This is a genomic window from Mesorhizobium sp. FG116, from assembly GCF_057809835.1.
In genome coordinates this window covers 71360-90083 of record NZ_JBMDKS010000014.1, presented here as the reverse complement: position 1 = coordinate 90083, position 18724 = coordinate 71360, and the positions used below count along the sequence as shown (strand labels likewise).

At 59.9% G+C, this 18724-nt stretch carries 17 protein-coding genes and 1 tRNA gene; 12 read left to right on the top strand and 6 right to left on the bottom strand.

The window, feature by feature from the left end; genetic code table 11:
- The first annotated feature begins 36 nt into the window (after window positions 1-36).
- The 3 genes from ACODTY_RS13060 (at window position 37) to ACODTY_RS13050 (ending at window position 2830) form a co-directional block, all read left to right on the top strand.
- Window positions 37-1740 (top strand): cytochrome b5 domain-containing protein, encoded by a 1704-nt coding sequence (locus ACODTY_RS13060; RefSeq protein WP_488994680.1) that lies wholly within the window; start codon window positions 37-39, stop codon window positions 1738-1740.
- Window positions 1741-1937: 197 nt separating this feature from the next.
- Entirely contained in the window at window positions 1938-2084 is a 147-nt protein-coding gene (locus tag ACODTY_RS13055) for a hypothetical protein (protein WP_488994679.1), read from the top strand.
- Between the two features lie 95 nt (window positions 2085-2179).
- Entirely contained in the window at window positions 2180-2830 is a 651-nt protein-coding gene (locus ACODTY_RS13050; RefSeq protein WP_488994678.1) for a hypothetical protein, read from the top strand.
- A 191-nt stretch (window positions 2831-3021) separates the two neighbouring features.
- Here ACODTY_RS13050 and ACODTY_RS13045 read toward each other — a convergent pair.
- Window positions 3022-3095 (bottom strand) — tRNA-Gln (locus ACODTY_RS13045).
- Window positions 3096-3234: 139 nt separating this feature from the next.
- The gene (locus ACODTY_RS13040; protein WP_488994677.1) at window positions 3235-4167 is read right to left on the bottom strand and encodes a lysylphosphatidylglycerol synthase domain-containing protein; all 933 of its coding nucleotides are present in this window, start codon (window positions 4165-4167) and stop codon (window positions 3235-3237) included.
- A 272-nt stretch (window positions 4168-4439) separates the two neighbouring features.
- On the opposite strand from ACODTY_RS13040, the gene ACODTY_RS13035 reads away from it, so the two are divergent.
- Together ACODTY_RS13035 and ACODTY_RS13030 are read left to right on the top strand one after the other, a co-directional pair.
- On the top strand, window positions 4440-5876 hold the full coding sequence (locus ACODTY_RS13035) for a Ppx/GppA phosphatase family protein (RefSeq protein WP_488994708.1): 1437 nt from the start codon (window positions 4440-4442) through the stop codon (window positions 5874-5876).
- Complete coding sequence (locus tag ACODTY_RS13030) at window positions 5873-6601, top strand: RlmE family RNA methyltransferase (protein WP_488994676.1); 729 nt, start codon at window positions 5873-5875, stop codon at window positions 6599-6601. The genes ACODTY_RS13035 and ACODTY_RS13030 overlap by 4 nt, the downstream gene beginning before the upstream one ends.
- Here ACODTY_RS13030 and ACODTY_RS13025 read toward each other — a convergent pair whose 3' ends face one another.
- Window positions 6602-8014, bottom strand: a complete 1413-nt coding sequence (locus ACODTY_RS13025) for an MFS transporter (RefSeq protein ID WP_488994675.1) — start codon at window positions 8012-8014, stop codon at window positions 6602-6604. It lies immediately after the preceding gene.
- 247 nt (window positions 8015-8261) lie between these two features.
- Between ACODTY_RS13025 and guaB the strand changes: the two genes are divergently transcribed.
- From guaB to ACODTY_RS13010, 3 genes are read left to right on the top strand one after another with little or no spacing between them, the layout of a single operon-like run.
- Window positions 8262-9764, top strand: coding sequence for an IMP dehydrogenase (gene guaB / locus ACODTY_RS13020; protein ID WP_488994674.1), 1503 nt, complete (start codon window positions 8262-8264; stop codon window positions 9762-9764).
- Window positions 9709-10368, top strand: coding sequence for a hypothetical protein (locus tag ACODTY_RS13015; protein WP_488994673.1), 660 nt, complete (start codon window positions 9709-9711; stop codon window positions 10366-10368). Before guaB ends, ACODTY_RS13015 begins: the two co-directional genes overlap by 56 nt.
- Window positions 10365-10784, top strand: coding sequence for an MAPEG family protein (locus tag ACODTY_RS13010; RefSeq protein ID WP_488994672.1), 420 nt, complete (start codon window positions 10365-10367; stop codon window positions 10782-10784). The genes ACODTY_RS13015 and ACODTY_RS13010 overlap by 4 nt, the downstream gene beginning before the upstream one ends.
- A 7-nt stretch (window positions 10785-10791) precedes the next feature.
- Here ACODTY_RS13010 and rnd read toward each other — a convergent pair whose 3' ends face one another.
- Window positions 10792-11949, bottom strand: a complete 1158-nt coding sequence (rnd, locus tag ACODTY_RS13005) for a ribonuclease D (RefSeq protein ID WP_488994671.1) — start codon at window positions 11947-11949, stop codon at window positions 10792-10794.
- A 219-nt stretch (window positions 11950-12168) separates the two neighbouring features.
- Here rnd and aspS point away from each other — a divergent pair, with 219 nt between their 5' ends.
- Window positions 12169-13959 (top strand): aspartate--tRNA ligase, encoded by a 1791-nt coding sequence (gene aspS, locus ACODTY_RS13000; protein WP_488994670.1) that lies wholly within the window; start codon window positions 12169-12171, stop codon window positions 13957-13959.
- A gap of 61 nt (window positions 13960-14020) precedes the next feature.
- Here the strand turns inward: aspS and hspQ are convergent, their stop codons facing one another.
- Entirely contained in the window at window positions 14021-14344 is a 324-nt protein-coding gene (gene hspQ, locus ACODTY_RS12995) for a heat shock protein HspQ (protein ID WP_488994669.1), read from the bottom strand.
- A 122-nt stretch (window positions 14345-14466) separates the two neighbouring features.
- Between hspQ and ACODTY_RS12990 the strand changes: the two genes are divergently transcribed.
- Window positions 14467-15429, top strand: a complete 963-nt coding sequence (locus ACODTY_RS12990) for an AEC family transporter (protein ID WP_488994668.1) — start codon at window positions 14467-14469, stop codon at window positions 15427-15429.
- On the opposite strand, the gene ACODTY_RS12985 is transcribed toward ACODTY_RS12990, so the two are convergent.
- On the bottom strand, window positions 15418-16620 hold the full coding sequence (locus tag ACODTY_RS12985; protein WP_488994667.1) for a UbiH/UbiF family hydroxylase: 1203 nt from the start codon (window positions 16618-16620) through the stop codon (window positions 15418-15420). The two genes, ACODTY_RS12990 and ACODTY_RS12985, sit on opposite strands and share 12 nt — an antisense overlap.
- A 244-nt stretch (window positions 16621-16864) precedes the next feature.
- Between ACODTY_RS12985 and pcsA the strand changes: the two genes are divergently transcribed.
- Complete coding sequence (pcsA, locus tag ACODTY_RS12980) at window positions 16865-17632, top strand: phosphatidylcholine synthase (RefSeq protein ID WP_488994707.1); 768 nt, start codon at window positions 16865-16867, stop codon at window positions 17630-17632.
- A gap of 2 nt (window positions 17633-17634) precedes the next feature.
- Window positions 17635-18612 carry a quinone oxidoreductase family protein gene (locus tag ACODTY_RS12975; RefSeq protein ID WP_488994666.1) on the top strand — a complete coding sequence of 326 codons (978 nt, stop codon included), beginning with the start codon at window positions 17635-17637 and terminating at the stop codon, window positions 18610-18612.
- The last annotated feature ends 112 nt before the right edge of the window (window positions 18613-18724 follow it).

Genomic DNA, 18724 nt, shown 5'->3' with positions numbered 1-18724 from the left:
CGGACGCAACCCACGGAGAGGAACGGGAGGGACATCATGCGGGCTCTTATCGCAGGTGGTGGCATGGCAGGGCTGTTGACCGCTCTAGCGCTGCGGAAGTCGGGCGTCTTCACGTCGATCGACGTCTTCGAGCAGACGCGCACGCCGAGCACCGCGGGAGCGGGCCTGAACATCCCCCCGAACGGAGCAAGGCTGTGCCGGTGGCTCGGCGTCGACCTCGACGGCGGTGACCCCAAGGGCCCCGCCGGGGCAGTCGACGGCGGCAGGGCGGCGATCCTCAGCGAGACGCGGATGATCTGGGAGGACGGCCACATCACGCGCAAGCCGCTCGACCACAACACGTCGGCCAACGACGCCGCCGGCTTCCACCACATGCACCGCATGGACCTGCTGATGTGCCTCCACAAGCGGGTACTCGAGTTCGCGCCCGAGACGGGCGCCGACTGCCCGATCCAGGTCCATATGGCCAAGCGCCTGGAGGCCATAAGCCAAGGCGAGAAGTCCGTGACCGTGACATTCTCCGACGGTACGACCGAGACCGGCGATCTGGTGATCGGCGCCGACGGCATCAACTCCCGGGTGCTGGATGCGGTCTGGCCCGGCGTGTCGACCAAGCGCTGGACCGAGGTCGTCGTCTACCGCGGTCTGGTCCCGAGGGACAAGGTCGCCGCAGCGCGCAAGCCCGACGGCAGCCCGCTTGACTTCAACCCCATCGAGACGATGTCGATGGACTCCCGCGAGACCCCGACGGCGCAGCACCTCACGTACTGGGTCCGCGGTGGCGAGCTGCTCAACGTGTGGCTTGCCTATTACGAGCCCAACGCCGAGGAGTTCGAGCGCGAAGAGGGCGACTGGTTCCCCGCCGACCGTGAGGAGATGGTCGGCAACATGAGCAAGGCGTTCGCGGGCGACCCCCGTCACGGCGACGTCGTCGCGCTCACCAGCCTGATCGAGAACCCGACGAAGTGGGGACTTTACGACCGGGATGCGCTCGAGAGCTGGACGGAGGGTCGCGTGGGCCTGGTGGGCGACGCCGCTCACCCGATGCTGCCGACCTACGGCCAGGGTGCCGCACAGGCCTTCGAGGACGCCGCGGCGCTTGGAAAGTGCTTCGAGCTCCACGGTACGGACATCTACAGCGCGCTGCTCCACTACGAGCGTGTGCGCTACTACCGCGCGACGCGGTTCCAGTTCGCGTCGAAATTCCTCTTCAAGCACCTCGAGCCGGTGGACGCACCCGAGCGGCGGGCGATCCTCGCCGCTGTCAACGAGCGGGACTACCCGATGTTCGATCACAACGAGCGTGCGGGCACCGACGACTCGTGGATCTACGCGTTCGACGCGCGATCGATCGGCGACAAGCTGCCGCTCAGGAAGCTCGGGCCGTGGGACTTCCGCTCGCGGACCGCGGCGCTGGGCAGCGCGCGCCAGGAGATCGCCCGCAACCTGTGGAAGCCGGCGAAATCATTGACCGGCGACCGGCCCGTCACACGCGAGGAACTCGCGCAGCACACTTCGTTCGGCGACTGCTGGATTGTCATCCGCGGCAAGGTCTACGACTTTACCGAGTGGAAGGATCACCACCCGGGCGGACCTTTCGTGGCACGCATGTACGGCGGCAAGGACGCCACGGCGGAGTTCGGCGAATTCCACAGCCCGCTCGCCGAGCGGCACATGGAGCACTTCTGCGTCGGGCCGCTCGTCGGAGCCCCTGCGGATCGGGCAGGTGAAGATGTCTAGGTCGAACTGACGCGTCTGCTCTGAGGGGCGGTCATCGTTGATGCACGGTATAATCGTTGTGGACTCGCCCTGGGTTCAAAACTTCGAGTCTCACCTTTCCGCCACTCACCTTCGAGAAGTCCACTAGACACCAAGGCGACCCGTCTTTGGTAGCGGTAGCCATAACGAACGGTCTGAGAAACGCAGTCGAAGCTTGCTTGGCGGTCGCTCAAGACCAGAAACCAAAGATAACGATCAACCGGGACGCCACGGATCGAGACTATCCGCAAGAGATCATGAACCTGATGCGCCTGTTCGAGGAACGGTGCATCGTGCGGCACGAACACCGCACGGCAAGAGTTTGACGCATGGCAAGGCGAGTCCACGGACTCGCCTTTGCTTTTTCCTCTGAACAGAGTCAAAGCTTCACTTAATTACCGCACGTGCATGGGTGGGGATTATGCGGGCCATCGTTTGTGCTCTGGTTGTTGCTTCAACGTTGGCGACAACCGCCTATGCGGATGCTGCGCTCGACATGATGATGAGCCGCATGGAAGGCACTTCATCAGTTAAGGTCGAGCCATATATGCGAGAGGGCAAGCTGACGGGCTGTCTGCTCGTGTTTGACGCTGTTGTGCAGGATCACGTTTATCGGCAGGGAAAGTATCTTCAGCTTTCCGGAAATGTTGGTGTGATGAAGGTTGGCGACACGTTTGGTTCAAACGTGAAGCTGGTTGTGAATGAGGTAGCCCTAAACAACGGGGCGTTTGCATTTATCCCGGCCGCGCCAACAAGGGTTTATCTCGTCGGCCCTGATTATCAAACCAACTTGGCGTCGATGGTGAGTGCTAGCCCTAGTGATGTTCCGGGCGGGATATTCGCGATTTTCCAGCTCGCACCGACGATTGATATGCTTGTGGAAGCTATGGGAAGAAATCAGCTTACCGTCGCGTTCAACAGCAACAACGGTGAGAGTGATATTAAGGTCGATATTGATTTGAACGTGGAAAGTGTGAACGCACTTGGGGAGAGAACACGATCCATGAAATATATTACTGACTACCAGAAATGCTTCGAAGCACTTCGCACGCAGCGATACGTCAAAAAGTGAAGCTGCTGATCACCGCGGCGTTTAGTTCGTCCGTCAAGCCAGCATACGCTAGCTAGCGATCCTTGCCCTTCATTTGGCGGCATTAGGATGGCTGATTTGGTAGACCGGATGTCATGTGTATCATCCGCTTGGCTGTAAGGCTTAGCATTTTCTAATGTTATATAAGTAATTGAAAAATAATGATAAAAGGGTGGCTGGGGAACCTGGATTCGAACCAGGACTAACGGAGTCAGAGTCCGTGGGTCTACCGTTAACCTATTCCCCAAAAAGCATCTGAGCCGATGTTTTGGCAGTGTGCGGAAGGCTGGTTTTCCAGCATGTCCGCCAGCGCAGTGCAGAACCACGCTCCGGTAAGTGGCCGCGTTTTAATCGCCGCCGTGAAATAGTCAAGCCCATGAAAGGCTTCAACCGTTGTTGCTGTCGAATTGTGAGCGTTCGAACAAAAGCACGACCACAAGGCCGACGATCAACGGGATGATCAGATAGAACAGCCGGAATACCAAAAGGGCGGCCAGCACATGGACCGGGTCCATTTCCGAAAGGCCCGCCAGGAACACCACCTCGAGCACGCCAAGTCCGCCCGGAGCATGGGAAATCAGGGCGGCTGAGAACGACACTAGGAAGACGCCCAGAACCACGAGGTATCCAGGATTTCCGGCCTCAGGCAACGCGAAATAGATGATGGCGGCAGCCGCAAGCAGTTCGAGCGGGCCGATGATCAACTGGCGCGCCACGATTGGCAGGCGCGGATAGTGCACCTGGAACGAACCGATCTTGAGGGGCCTCAAGTGCAGCCAACTGCCGAAGATATATGCAATGACCGGTAACAGCATGATCAGCCCGGTCGCGCCCGAAAAGCTGTGGAAGCCGATGCTGGAAAAGCGGTCGAACAAGCCGGGCACTAGAATCAGCACGATGGCGCCAACCAGTATCGAGGACAGTACGAAGGTGAACCAGCAGACGGCGACGAGTATGCCGACTTCATGCCCGGTCAGGCCCTTGGTGCCATAGGCGCGGTAGCGGATCACGGCTCCTGAAAAAACCGAACCGCCGATGTTGTGGGAGAGGGCGTAGGTGGTGAACGAGCACAGCGTCACAAACAGCCACGATACCCGCTTGCCGATGTGAAGGAGCGCGATGTGGTCATAGCCGGCAAGCGCGGCATAGGCAACAATAGCGCTAAGTGCAGAAAGCAACCACCCGTGAACGGGTATGGCGAGAAGGCTGTCCCAGACGTCGTCAAGCGAGATCCCTCGCAACTCATCCAGCAGCAGCCAAATCGAAAACGCAACTGCGGTCAGGCCGACGGTGGGCCAGAAATATCGTTTCCAATTCATGAGCTGCCTGTCATGCGCGACGAACGCCTCCCCCGAGGTGCGGTGCAGGGCGGCTCATGTCGGGGCCGCCTTCCGAATCGTGCATTTCAGCAATGCCTTATCGAAGCCGACTATTCAACCTTGCAGGTCTTCAAATGGCTGCTACCAAGGTCGGAACCTATTGAAATCATCAATACTTGGCTTTCTCCCGGCAGTTTGGCGGGTCTTGATCTTTCGACGCTTTGCTCTTGGTGATTGCGCGGCACGCTGCTAATCTGGCGCCAACTTGAAACATATTCGCGTGCTGCGTCCGGAAATTCCGGTTCGCGCGGCGTCGGAAGGAACGACCTGTGACAGACCGCAACGCCGGCACTGAAGTGCTGGAGGTTCGCGAGTCCGGGGAGGCAGCGAAGCCGACAGGCAAAGCTACCTTTTCAGTTGGCCACCATGGTGATGGTGAGCCGGCAGCCTTGGCCGGAAACGGGCAGGTGGGACACGCGGCCAACAATGAAAATGCCAAAGGCAAGACGAGGAAACGGCGCAAGCGCAGACGCGGGCGCAAGGTTTTCGCGCGCGATGGCGAGGCCGCGGTTCAGGTTGCGCCGGCCGCTGCAGAACCTGTCGCCCCAGCCAAGAGCCATGTTGCGGGGGTTCAAACCGGTGTAGAGCGCGCGGAACCCGGCCCGGCATCGGCCAACCCCGGCAGGCGGCATCATGCGAACGACCTGCCGGTATTCGCTGCGCTGGATCTTGGCACCAACAATTGCCGGCTGCTCGTAGCCATACCCTCGCGCAATGGCCAGTTCCGCGTCATCGATGCGTTCTCGCGTATTGTGAGGCTGGGCGAGGGCCTATCGGCGAGCGGCAGGCTGTCCGACGCGGCCATGGATCGAGCGGTCGAGGCTTTGAAAATATGTGGTGACAAGCTGCGCAGCCGAAAGATCGCGCGCTCGCGCCTGATAGCGACTGAGGCTTGCCGCAGCGCGGACAATGGCGCTGAGTTTCTTGATCGGGTCGAGCGCGAGGCCGGCCTGAAGCTTGAGATCATCGATCGACGCACCGAGGCGCGGCTAGCGGTTTCCGGTTGCGGTTCGCTGGTCGAGCGGGACACGCAAGGTGTTGTGCTGTTCGACATCGGTGGAGGTTCTTCCGAAATCGCGTTGATCGACCTGACCAAGCGACGCTCGTCGCGATTGGCAAACCATATCGTCTCGTGGACTTCGCTTCCGGTGGGCGTCGTGTCGCTGGCCGAGCGGTTTGGCGGCAAGACGGTGACCCGCGATGTCTTTGCGGCAATGGTAGATGATGTTGCTACGCGCCTCGATGCATTTGAAGGGCGCAACCGCCTGAACCATGTACTGGCCACGCCTAAGTTCCATCTTCTGGGCACGTCCGGTACCGTGACCACGCTAGCCGGCGTTCATCTTGAACTGGACCGCTACGATCGCCGCCGCGTCGACGGCTTGTGGATGGACAGCGACAATGTCGATCGCATGGTGGAAAAGCTGCTCGGCTGGGATTTCCAGCAAAGGGTGGCCAATCCCTGCATCGGTGCCGACCGGGCCGATCTCGTTCTGGCGGGTTGCGCTATTCTCGAGGCGATCAGGGCAGTTTGGCCCGCTGACAGGCTTCGGGTCGCGGACAGGGGCCTGAGGGAAGGCATACTGAGCGAACTGATGGCTGACGATGGCGTCTGGAGAGATGGACGGCCAAGAGGGGGGCGGCCATGACCAAGAAACCTGCCAAGCCGGGCGCCGGAGGAATGCGCGTATTGCGCACCCGGGTCAAGAAAAAGAGCGGGCTTAAGGAATCGTCGCGCCGTTGGCTGGAACGCCACATGAACGACCCTTACGTGCAACGCTCCAAGGCGGATGGCTATCGCTCGCGTGCCGCCTACAAGCTGATCGAGATCGACGACAAGCATCATCTGTTGAAGCCGGGAATGCGCGTGATCGATCTTGGCGCGGCTCCCGGAGGTTGGTGCCAGGTGGCGGCAGTGCGCACGAAATCGACTGCCGAAGCGCCGCACGTGGTCGGTATCGACTACCTTGAAATGGCTGCCGTGCCGGGTGCCGACGTCCTTTTGATGGATTTCCTCGACCCTGAAGCGCCTGCCAAGCTGGCTGAGGCGCTGGGCGGCGACCCGGATATCGTGTTGTCGGACATGGCAGCGCCGACCACGGGACATCGGCGCACGGACCACATCCGCACCATGCACCTGTGCGAAGTTGCAGCCGACTTTGCCATGTCGGTATTGCGGCCGGGCGGACATTTCCTGGCGAAGACGTTCCAAGGCGGGACGGAAGGCGGTCTGCTTGATGCGCTGAAACGCAACTTCAAATCTGTCCATCACGTCAAGCCGCCGGCTTCGCGCGATGAGTCCGTCGAGCTCTACCTGCTGGCCAAGGATTTCAAGGGCAGGGCAGAGGCCGACGACGACCGAAACGCCTCGTAATCAGGAAGAGGCTTCGCTTTCGAGCACCTTGGCCGGCCGAACACCGTGACCGGAAACGGCGCTGCCGGCATCCGGTGAAAGCCGTAGGAACGACAGCGATGCCAGTGCAGAAATCGCCGCTACGATAAAGAACGCCGCGTGGAAATCGGCCAGCATCAGCGGACCGCCATGGACAGTTGTGGCGACTTCGAGGATGCCGCCCGCCACAGCTACGCCGAGCGCTATGGACAATTGCTGGCCGACAGCGGCAATCGGCGTTGCCTTGCTGGTGTCTTCTGCCGAAATGTCAGCATAGGTGAGGGCGTTGACGCCGGTGAAAAACATCGAGCGCAGGAAGCCGCCGACCAAAAGTATCGTCAAGATCACGAGATAAGGGGTTTCGGGCGTGAACAGCCCGTTGACCGCCACCGACGCGGCCGAAATCAGCGAGCCGAACACGAGGACACGCCGGAACCCAGCCAGTCGGAACACGCGAGTCGTGACGAGCTTCATGCCGATTGCGCCAATGGCGGAGACAAAGGTGATGAGGCCGGACTGGAACGGTGTAAGGCCGAAGCCGATTTGCAGCATGAGAGGCAAAAGGAATGGCACCGCTCCAATGCCGATGCGGAACAGGCCACCGCCGAAAACCGAGGTACGGAAAGTCTGATTTTGGAAGAGATCCAGTGCCAGCAATGGATTCGGCGTGCGCCGCGCATGGAACAGGTAGAGCAATCCCGCGACCAGCCCGGTAACGAGCGTAACCACGCCCACTATGGGCGGAAGCGCGGGCATGCTGACGACCGAGAGGCCGAACACAAGTCCCGATGCGCCGATGCCGACAAGCACAAAGCCGATCAGATCGAGCCGAGGCGTGACCAGCCTTTCGGTCACGGGCAGGTAGCGCGTGGCCAGCCAGATGCCGATGAAGCCGATCGGTATGTTGATGAGGAAAATCCAGTGCCAGGAAAAGTAGGTGGTGATGAAGCCTCCGACCGGCGGGCCGACCAGCGGTCCAACCAGGGCCGGTATCGTCAGCCAGGACATGGCGGCGACAAGCTCGTTCTTGGGCGTGGAGCGCACCAGAACAAGACGCCCGACGGGCGTCATCATGGCGCCGCCCATGCCTTGAAGAAGGCGTGAGACCACGAAGGAGCCCAGTGAGTTGGACATGGCGCAAGCGACGGATCCGGTCATGAAGACAACGATTGCCGCGCGGAAGACGTTCTTGGCGCCGAACCGGTCGGCCATCCAGCCGCTGACGGGGATAAAGATCGCCAGAGCCACCAGATAGGCCGTCAGCGCCAGCTTGAGGGCAATGGGGCTGGTATTGATGTCTGCAGCGATCGCGGGAAGGGATGTCGCAATGACGGTCGAATCCATGTTTTCCATGAACAGGGCGACCGCAAGAACAAGCGGAATGATGCGATTCACGATCAGAATCCGGATGCCTGGAATCGGGCGCCGACCGGTGGCTGTCGACTTGTCTGCCGGTTATCACGCCACGGTGTCGATGTCGCGTTACAAAGATGCAAGGTTGCAACAACAATAACTGATGATGGCGCGCTTTTCATCGCCCATGAGACGTGTTACGAGCCACCGCCAATCCTGAAAGGGAAGATGACGAGTCGGCGCGGTCCATTCGGGTTCCCGCGCCTTTCATGCATTCCGGGAACTGGCCATGGCAAAAATAATCGAAACGTCCACCGGCGCATTGGCGCTTACCTTCGACGACGTGCTGTTGCAGCCGGGTCATTCGGAAGTGATGCCGGGCGAGACTGATATCAGTACGCGAATTGCCGGCGATATCGATTTGAATTTGCCGATTATTTCGGCGGCGATGGACACCGTGACCGAAGCCAGGCTGGCGATCGCCATGGCGCAAGCGGGCGGCATCGGTGTCATCCATCGGAATTTGAATCCTGTCGAGCAGGCTGAACAGGTACGGCAGGTGAAGAAGTTCGAGTCCGGCATGGTGGTGAACCCGGTCACCATCGGCCCGGATGCCACGCTGGCCAATGCGCTTGCTTTGATGAATTTGCACGGCATTTCGGGCATTCCCGTTGTCGAGAACGGCGGTGTCGGCGGGCACACAGTTGGGCGCCTTGTAGGTATTCTCACCAATCGCGACGTGCGCTTTGCTTCCGATCCGACGCAGCGTGTCTATGAACTTATGACTCGCGAAAACCTGATTACGGTGAAGGAAAACGTCGACCAGCAGGAAGCCAAGCGGCTTTTGCACCAGAATCGCATCGAAAAGCTGGTTGTGGTCGACAAGAAGGGCAACTGCGTCGGCCTGATCACCGTGAAGGACATGGAAAAATCCCAGCTCAACCCGCATGCCAGCAAGGATGCGCAGGGCCGGCTTCGCGTCGCAGCTGCAACGAGCGTCGGAAACGATGGGTTCGAACGCGCTGAACGCCTGATCGAGGCCGGCGTTGACCTACTGGTGATTGATACCGCGCATGGGCATTCGCAGCGCGTGCTGGATGCGGTGACGCGGGCAAAGAAGCTGTCCAATTCCGTCCGCATCATGGCTGGTAACGTGGCAACGGCGGAAGGCACCCAGGCGCTCATCGATGCCGGGGCCGATGCGGTCAAGATCGGCATTGGTCCGGGTTCGATCTGCACCACCCGCATCGTGGCCGGCGTTGGCGTGCCGCAGCTTTCGGCAATCATGGCGGCTGTCGAAACAGCGCAGAAGTCCGGCGTTTCCGTAATCGCCGACGGCGGCATCAAGTTCTCCGGCGATCTGGCCAAGGCGCTGGCGGCAGGCGCCAGCGCCGCGATGATCGGATCTCTGCTTGCCGGCACCGAGGAAAGCCCGGGCGAGGTCTATCTGCATCAGGGCCGCTCGTTTAAAGCGTATCGGGGCATGGGATCGGTCGGCGCGATGGCGCGCGGCTCGGCGGATCGTTATTTCCAGGCCGAAGTCCGTGACACGCTTAAGCTGGTCCCGGAGGGCATTGAAGGCCAGGTTCCCTACAAAGGTCCCGTATCGGGCGTGCTGCATCAGCTTGCAGGCGGCTTAAAAGCCGCTATGGGTTATGTCGGAGGCCGGAACCTTGCCGACTTCCGCGAGCGCGCCACATTCGTGCGTATATCGAATGCCGGCCTTCGTGAAAGCCATGCCCACGATGTCACGATCACCCGTGAAAGCCCCAATTACCCAGGCGGAATCTGAGCAGCACGGCATTCTGCATTCGCTGATTGCCGCAGTGGCGCAATTACCGCGCCATGCGGGGGCGCTGTTGCTTTCTTCGGCTGCTGTGTTCGCAGCCATGACGGCACTGGAGTTCCTGTATTTTCAGCGTTTGAGCGGTGGATTGGCGTCCTTGGACATACGCGCTTTCGGCTTTACGCCGGACGAGGGCATGGCCTGGATGACGGCGCTTGGACGAGGCGGCGGCGAGACGATAATCGTCTGGCATTATCTGACATTTGATTTGTTGTTCCCAGCTCTTTTGTCGCTGACGATGGTGAGCCTTTTGATGGCAACAGGGCGGCGGCTGCCGGGATTTGCGTCTCTTTCCCAACGGGGACAGGCGCTCGTTTCGATAGGGTTGGTGCTTCCCTATACATTGGCCGACTACGGCCAAAACCTCGCGGTTGTTCGCCTGCTATCTGATTTCCTCTCCGCCAATCCCGATTCGCTTGCGCTCGCCTCTGCGTTGATCGTGACGAAATTTGCGCTGGGTGCGATCCCGATCGTTGTAATCGTGGCATTTGTGCTAGCCGGTCAACGACGGCATCGCAATGACAATCAGGGTCAGGACCGCAACGCATGAATCCCATCGCAATCTTCTGGCCCATGGTCGCGCATTTTGCACTGGTCGCCGCGATCTATGTGTTGCTGGGATGGCGCAGGCGTCTTGCCGTAACGCGTGACGGGGCCAAGATCCGCCAGTTCAAGGTTCGGACTGAGGAACCAGCCGCCAGCGTCACGGCGGCGAACAATCTGATGAACCAGTTTGAATTGCCGGTCCTGTTTCACGTCGTATGCCTGGCCTTGTTCGTGACCAATGGCGTGTCGTTCGTTGCCGTTCTGCTGGCCTGGGTGTTCGTCGCGCTGCGCTATTTCCACGCCTACATACATGTGACCAGCAACAATCTGCGCATCCGCAGCCTGACTTTCGCAGTCGGATTCATCGTGCTGGTCCTGATGTGGGCATGGTTCGCCCTGCATCTGGCCGGAGCGGTCTAGCCGATTGTCAAGGATCGAGGTCGAAGACCGCGATCCGGCGATTGTCGAACTTGATTGCTATGTCGCCGCGCACCAGGCGAAGCGCATGGTCGCCGAAAACGGCCCGACGCCAACCGTGCAGGGCAGGGACATCCGCCGCCTCTCCCTGGGCCGCTATCTGATCAATATCGTCGCTTGATGCTAGGACCTTGGTGGCGACGCCCTCCTTCTCCGCGATAAGGCGCAGCAAGACTTTCAGCAATTCCGAGGCGGCGCTCGATCCCTCCGGCGGTTGAAACTGCTTGGGCAACTTCGGCATCATTTCCTTGGGTATGGAAACGGCCCCGTTGACCGCGCTCAGCAATGCGGCGGCGCTGGACGAGCGCTCCCATCCTTTTGGTGTGCTGCGCAATCGGCCGAGCGCGTCCGTATCGCGTGGCGCCTGCTGCGCAATCTCATAGATGGCGTCGTCCTTCAGGATACGTCCGCGCGGCACGTCACGTTCGCGCGCCTCACGTTCGCGCCATGCCGCCACGGCCTGCAGGATGGCGAGTTCCTGCGGCTTGCGTACCCGCATCTTCAGCCGCTTCCACGCATCGTCGGGGTGCGGGTCGTATGTTTCGCGCGACGTCAGCACGCGCATTTCCTCATTCAGCCAATGGGCGCGATTCTCGCGATCGAGTTCGGCCTTGAGGTGCTTGTAGACGTCGATCAGGTGGGTAACGTCGGCAAGGGCATATTCAAGCTGCTTGTCCGATAGAGGCCGATACTTCCAGTCTGTGAAACGCGACGATTTGTCGAGGCGAGCGCCGGTGATCTTCTGCACCAACTGGTCATAGGAAACGCTGTCGCCGAAACCGCAGACCATGGCCGCGACCTGCGTGTCGAAAACAGGATGCGGCACGAGATTGCCGAGATGGACAATGATTTCAATGTCCTGCCGCGCGGCGTGAAAGACCTTCTCGACCTTTTCGTTGGCCATCAGTTCGAAGAATGGCTTGAGATCAAGACCGGGCGCCAATGGATCGACAAGCGCGGTGACACCTGGTGCCGCCATCTGGATCAGGCAAAGGATCGGCCAGAACGTCGTTTCGCGGATGAATTCGGTATCGACCGTAACGAAATCCGACTGCTCGAGTGCTTTTATGGCGGCTTCGAGTTCGCCTTGGGTAGTAATGACGTGCATCAAATCGCTTTTTTTGACCGGGTGGTCTCTTTCAATTTCAGCCGGCAGTTCATTCGTCAAGGCGCACTGCAATATGGATTGAGCCCGGCTAAGGTAGGCGAAGCCCTGTTGGTGCTGCTCTCGCCTTGACAAAAAGCCATGCCCATGCGCTTTTCGCGCCAATTTTCAGGCCGGGCAAGTGCTTCGGCTTTACCGGAACTTTCTGATCGGATTCAGGCAATGCATCGTTACCGCAGCCATAACTGCGCTCAATTGAGGAAAGCCGATGTCGGCTCCACCGTCCGTCTCTCTGGCTGGGTGCATCGCGTGCGCGATCATGGCGGTCTTCTTTTCATCGACTTGCGCGACCACTATGGCCTGACGCAGATCGTAGCGGATCCGGATTCGCCGGCTTTCAAGTCGGCCGAAACCGTGCGCGGCGAGTGGGTCATCAGGGTTGATGGCGAAGTCAAGGCGCGCTCTGCCGAAGCGGCCAATGCGAACCTGCCGACTGGTGAAATCGAGGTGTTCGCGCTCGACATCGAGGTGCTGTCGGCTGCGAAGGAGTTGCCGCTGCCGGTATTCGGCGAACCGGATTATCCGGAAGACATCCGGCTGAAATACCGCTTCCTCGACCTGCGCCGCGAAACGCTGCACAAGAACATCGTCGCCCGCACGCGCATCATCACCGAAATGCGCAAGCGCATGGGCGAGGTCGGCTTTACCGAGTTCTCGACGCCGATCCTGACCGCTTCTTCGCCGGAAGGCGCGCGCGACTTCCTGGTGCCGAGCCGTATTCATCCGGGCACTTTCTACGCGCTGCCGCAGGCGCCGCAGCAGTACAAGCAGCTCATCATGGTGTCTGGCTTTGATCGCTATTTCCAGATCGCGCCATGCTTCCGCGACGAAGACCCGCGCGCCGACCGTCTGCCCGGCGAATTCTACCAGCTCGACCTCGAGATGAGCTTCGTCGAGCAGGACGATGTGCTTGGCACGATGGAACCGGTCATGCGCGGCGTGTTCGAAGCCTTTGCCGAAGGCAAGCCGGTAACCAAGGAATTCCCGCGCATTCCTTACGATGTCGCGATGCGCAAGTATGGTTCCGACAAGCCGGATCTGCGCAACCCGATCGTCATGGAAGAAGTGTCGAACCACTTCCGCGAGTCCGGCTTCAAGGTGTTCGCCAACATCCTTGCCAATGATGCCAAGGCTGAAGTCTGGGCAATCCCGGCCAAGACAGGCGGCAGCCGCGCGTTCTGCGACCGCATGAACTCATGGGCGCAAGGCGAGGGGCAGCCGGGTCTCGGCTATATCTTCTGGCGCAAGGAAGGCGAGAAGCTTGAAGGCGCCGGTCCGCTTGCCAAGAACATTGGCGAGGAACGCACGGAAGCCATCCGTCAGCAGCTTGGTCTCGCAGATGGCGATGCGGCGTTCTTCGTTGCGGGCGATCCGAAGAAGTTCGTCAGCTTTGCCGGTGCAGCACGCACGCGCGCCGGCGAGGAGTTGAACCTCGTTGACCGCGAGCGGTTCGAACTGTGCTGGATCATCGACTTCCCGTTCTACGAATGGAATGAGGACGAGAAGCGCGTCGATTTCGGCCACAACCCGTTCTCGATGCCGCAAGGCGGTATCGACGCGCTGAACGGCCAGGACCCGCTGTCGATCAAGGCCTACCAGTACGACATGGTCTGCAACGGCTTCGAGATTGCCTCGGGCGGTATCCGCAACCACCTGCCGGAGACGATGGTCAAGGCGTTTGAGATCGTTGGTCTGGACCGCGCGACGGTGGAGGAACGCTTTGGCGGCCTCTATCGCGCATTCCAGTATGGCGCTCCGCCGCACGGCGGCATGGCGGCCGGCATCGACCGCGTCGTGATGCTGCTGGTTGGGGCAAAGAACCTGCGCGAAGTCACCATGTTCCCGATGAACCAGCAGGCCTACGACTTGCTGATGAACGCACCGGCGGAAGCGACGCCGCAGCAGTTGCGGGAATTGTCGCTGCGCGTTGCCGCGCAGAAGAAGGACGCCTGACAACGTCGCTTTGGCCGGGCTTTGGCCCGGTCGAGTGCTGGGTTTCTGCCTTCGGTCCGGCCTAGTGCCGGACCTGATGCTTCGGCTCGTAGCGGCCATCCGGGCTTTTCAGGAACATTTCCCGGATCTGGGGATGGCGCACCGGTTCGCCGGTGGAGTCCTCAAGCAGATTCTGTTCGGAAACATAGGCGACGTATTCCGTTTCCGAATTCTGTGCCAGCAGATGGTAGAAGGGCTGGTCCTTGCGCGGGCGGACTTCCGCCGGGATGGACTGATACCATTCCTCCGAGTTCGCGAACTGCGGATCGACATCGAAAATGACGCCGCGGAACCCAAACAGCCGGTGGCGCACGACCTGACCGATCGAGAACTTGGCCGTTTTCATTGTACTCATCCTAACCACTGACTCTATTTGGCCCATACGCCACGGCAATTCAATCCCGTATGGGTTGACGGGCGTTAGACCAACGGGCTAGCCCGGTTCAAGATTTCGTGCGGTGATTGCATATGTTGGAAGTTGTTGGCCTTGTTATCCCATTCTTTGGCCTGATCTTCCTTGGCTATATCGTTGCCAGGATTACCCGCCAGCCGCTGGACGCACTCGGATGGATGAACACCTTCATCATCTATCTGGCGCTTCCCGCCCTGTTCTTCCAACTTCTCGCCAAGACGCCCTTCGAACAATTGACGGAATGGCGCTTCATTGCCGGCTCGGTCCTGTCGACCTTCGCTATTTTCATGATGATGTTCGGCGGTTCGCTCATCGTTGCACGCGGGGCCATTGCCGAGGCCACCATCAAGGGGCTTGCCGCCGCCTACGGCAACATCGGCTATATGGGCCCAGGCCTTGCGCTGCTTGCCTTCGGCGAGAGGGCCGCGGTTCCCGTCGCGCTGATATTCTGCTTTGAAAACATTATGCATTTTGCCGTCGCGCCGATGATGATGGCGCTTTCCGGCGATGACAAAAACCCGCCGCTGCAACTCGCAGGCGAAGTCGTCAGGAAGATTGTCCTGCATCCATTCATCATCGCCACGGCGTTTGGCGTTGCGGCGGCCTTTTTCGAACTCAAGCCACCTGTGCCCGTGGAGCGGCTGCTTGTCTATCTGTCGAGCGCTGCCGCGCCGTGTGCGCTCTTTGCCATGGGTGTGACGCTGGCCTTGCGGCCTTTGAAGCGCGTGCCGCACGAGATGGCGCCCATCGCCATACTGAAACTCGTCGTGCATCCGCTGCTCTGCTACGTTGTCTTGAGCGCGGTTGGCAATTTTTCGGAAACATGGCTGTTTTCGGCGGTGCTTCTCGCGGCTCTGCCAACGGCGACGAACGTATTTGTCATTGCCCAGCAATATGGCGTGTGGGTCGAACGCGCCTCGGCAAGCGTGCTCATTACCACTTGCCTTTCGGTGTTGACCGTGACGGGGCTGCTCTACGCCATCACCCACGGCATATTGCCGCCTGACCTATTTCCGTAAGGTGCTGGTCAGGGCGGAAAAGCCGCTGCCCGGCCGCAACCCTTCGCGCATGAAGAAAGCGCGCAGTGGGGCGAAGGCGCGAAGCACATCCAATCCGGCACTGCGGGCCATCTGGGCGGGCAGCATGTTGGACAGAAGCGTCATGTTGAGCAGGTTGACCGCGCTGCTGCGGGCGAGGATATCCGGGCGGCGCTTGAAGTCATAGGCCGACAGTGCTTTGGCATTTCCAGGGTCAGACCTGTTTTTGACAGCAACATCAATAAGATCAGAAACATCCCTGATGCCCAGATTGAGCCCTTGTGCGCCGATTGGCGGGAAAACGTGTGCCGCTTCCCCGACCAGCGCGACCCGGTTGTTGGCAAAGCGCCAAGGTGTAGTGGCAGAAAGCGGGTAGATCTGTCGCCCGCTGTCCACCGTCACGCGGCCAAGCATCGACTGCATCTTTTCCTCGATGCGCGCTGACAGTGTTCCGTCATCGAGTGCTGCCAATTCCTGCGCGGTTTCCGGCTTGACCACCCAGACAAGGCTGGAACGTTTTCCCGGTAGCGGAACTTGCGTGAACGGCCCGGTTTCGGTGTGAAACTCGGTCGATGTGAAGGCATGGTCGCTGGTGTGGGCAAAATTCAGCACGAGAGCAGCTTGCGGATAGCTGCGCGTGGAAACGGCAATGCCCGCTGCTTCCCGGGCTTGCGAGAGCCTTCCGTCCGCTGCAACGGCCAAAGGTCCGCTGATCTCGCTGCCATCGGCCAGTACTGCGGTGGCGCGGTCAGCTTCGAGCCGCCATGCGGAAACGAGTGACTTATGCCATTCAATTGCCGGCTGGGACGCCACCGTTTCCGCAAGCGTCTGGTTGAGGACGGCATTCGGCATGTTCAAGCCAAACCGATGCTCGTCGATCTCACTGGCGCGGAAGGTAACGACCGGACTGCGAATCAACCGGCTGGTCGCATCGACTATGCGCATGATCTTGAGGGGCGCTGCCTTGTGCGCCAATGGCTTCAGCACGCCCAACCGATCCAGCATCGCGAGAGCCGGGTTCATCAGCGCGGTCGTGCGGCCATCCTGGGCATTTGCTTCGGGGCCCACCAACGACACGCCAAAACCGGCGTCGGCAAAGGCAAGGGCAGCGATCAGTCCGGCAGGGCCGGTGCCGGCCACGATGACGCGCTGATCCAATTTCTGGTTCGACATGAGAGTGGCTCCGTATTCGTCAAGTATAGCCCACGGGGCCTGACCTTCAACGCGACGTTTCAGCCGATCCCTTCAATGAGATTGGTGGGCGAACGATATTTCTTGTGCGGCCAGCTTGCCTACTATTAGGTTCGCATTGACCGTAGACCGCGCTTGCCCGATCAAGGAAAGCGTTTGACGCCATTGCAAACTGGACTGGCGGGCTGTGAGCAAGAATGTAACTGGCAAGAAGATCCGGGATCGCATCCCGAGACCCAAAAAGAAGGTGACATGGCCGCAGGCGCGCGCCTTCTCTGTTCACCTGCTGACTGCATCAGGCTCTTTCCTGGCTTTCGTCTCGCTGGTGGCAGCCAGCGAAGAACGTTGGACGGCAATGTTCTGGTGGTTGGGACTTGCCTTATTCGTCGATGGCATCGACGGACCGATCGCGCGGAAGCTCGAGGTCAAGGAAATCCTGCCGACCTGGTCGGGCGAACTGCTCGACAACATTATCGACTATGTCACCTACGTGCTGATCCCCGCTTTCGCGCTCTATCAATTCGGCTTGATGGGCGAGGGGTTGTCCTTCCTTTCAGCCGCGATCATCGTGGTTTCCAGCGCGATCTACTACGCAGACACCGGCATGAAGACGAAGGAGAATTTCTTCAAGGGATTCCCGGTCGTGTGGAACATGGTGGTGTTCACGCTGTTCGTAGTTGGCCCGGGTCAATGGGTTTCCTTTGGTGTTGTGGTGGTGGCAGGCCTGCTTACCTTCGTGCCGATCAATTTCCTGCATCCGGTGCGGGTCAAGCGGCTGCGCCCAATCAACCTGACCGTCACACTGCTCTGGTGCGGTTTTGGGGCAATCGCGCTTGCGGAATCTGCCCTTGCGGTATTCTACAGCCAGATCGGCGTGCTCGCCGAAAATGTCAGCCAGTTCACGAAGATAGGGATCACCGTAACCGGTCTCTACCTGTTCTGCATCGGCGGCGTCATGCAATTTTTTCCTAACCTCGGTGCCAAGAAAGCCTGATCATGCCCAAAGCAATTCGCGTCCACGCCCACGGTGGGCCGGGAGCCCTCGTCCATGAAGATTTTGAGCCGGGCAACCCTTCCAAAGGGCAGATCAGGGTCAGGCACACCGCGATAGGTCTCAATTTCATCGACGTCTATTACCGCACCGGGCTTTATCCGGCCCCGGACGGGTTGCCGCTGATACCTGGCGGGGAGGCAGCAGGCGTCGTGGTCAACGTGGGGGAAGGCGTCGACTGGCTTAAGCCGGGCGACCGTGTCGCCTATGCGGTAAAGCTTGGCGCTTACGCCGAGGAGCGCGTGATCGAAGCCGACCAGGTCGTCAAAATTCCCGCTGGCATCAGCGACGAGCAAGCTGCAGCCATGATGCTGAAAGGCATGACGGCGGAATATCTTCTGTTGCGTACGTTCAAGGTGAGGGCCGGCGATACCATCCTCTATCACGCTGCTGCCGGCGGCGTCGGTCTCATCCTTGGTCAGTGGGCCAAGCACATCGGGGCAACTGTCATCGGTACCGCTGGCTCGCCCGACAAGATCGAACTGGCCAAGGCGCACGGGTTCTCCCATGTCATCGACTATCGCAAGCAGGACTTCGTGGCCGAGGTGGCCAAGCTTACAGGCGGCCGAAAATGCGATGTCGTCTACGATTCCGTGGGAAATGATACGTTCCCCGGCTCGCTCGACTGCTTGCGACCGCTGGGCACCTTCGTGTCATTCGGGCAGTCGTCGGGACCGATCCCGCCTTTCAGCATCAACCTGTTGGCCCAGAAGGGTTCGCTGTTCGCAACCCGGCCGTCGTTATTTTCCTACAACGCCAAGCGTGCCGATCTGGAGGCGTCGGCAAAGGCGCTGTTTGATGTCGTGGCGAGCGGGGCAGTCCAGATCAAGATAAACCAGCGCTATGCCCTAAAGGATGCCGCGCAGGCTCACGCTGATTTGGAAGGGCGAAAGACCACCGGGACGACCATCCTTCTCCCATAGTAGCATTCCCAACTGGCCCTGAAATTCTTGAAGCTCTTTCAAGTTGCGGGACGCTTTGCGTAATTTCCCAGTCGCGCCTACGATAGCTTCGGGAACACAGAACATATCTGGC

Bases quoted from the DNA above. Each gene is read 5' to 3' on its own strand.
- ACODTY_RS13060 (WP_488994680.1), top strand. From the start codon at position 37: ATGCGGGCTCTTATCGCAGGTGGTGGCATGGCAGGGCTGTTGACCGCT.
- ACODTY_RS13050 (WP_488994678.1), top strand. From the start codon at position 2,180: ATGCGGGCCATCGTTTGTGCTCTGGTTGTTGCTTCAACGTTGGCGACA.
- ACODTY_RS13040 (WP_488994677.1), bottom strand. From the start codon at position 4,167: ATGAATTGGAAACGATATTTCTGGCCCACCGTCGGCCTGACCGCAGTT.
- ACODTY_RS13030 (WP_488994676.1), top strand. From the start codon at position 5,873: ATGACCAAGAAACCTGCCAAGCCGGGCGCCGGAGGAATGCGCGTATTG.
- guaB (WP_488994674.1), top strand. From the start codon at position 8,262: ATGGCAAAAATAATCGAAACGTCCACCGGCGCATTGGCGCTTACCTTC.
- ACODTY_RS13015 (WP_488994673.1), top strand. From the start codon at position 9,709: ATGCCCACGATGTCACGATCACCCGTGAAAGCCCCAATTACCCAGGCG.
- ACODTY_RS13010 (WP_488994672.1), top strand. From the start codon at position 10,365: ATGAATCCCATCGCAATCTTCTGGCCCATGGTCGCGCATTTTGCACTG.
- rnd (WP_488994671.1), bottom strand. From the start codon at position 11,949: ATGCACGTCATTACTACCCAAGGCGAACTCGAAGCCGCCATAAAAGCA.
- aspS (WP_488994670.1), top strand. From the start codon at position 12,169: ATGCATCGTTACCGCAGCCATAACTGCGCTCAATTGAGGAAAGCCGAT.
- hspQ (WP_488994669.1), bottom strand. From the start codon at position 14,344: ATGAAAACGGCCAAGTTCTCGATCGGTCAGGTCGTGCGCCACCGGCTG.
- ACODTY_RS12990 (WP_488994668.1), top strand. From the start codon at position 14,467: ATGTTGGAAGTTGTTGGCCTTGTTATCCCATTCTTTGGCCTGATCTTC.
- ACODTY_RS12985 (WP_488994667.1), bottom strand. From the start codon at position 16,620: ATGTCGAACCAGAAATTGGATCAGCGCGTCATCGTGGCCGGCACCGGC.
- ACODTY_RS12975 (WP_488994666.1), top strand. From the start codon at position 17,635: ATGCCCAAAGCAATTCGCGTCCACGCCCACGGTGGGCCGGGAGCCCTC.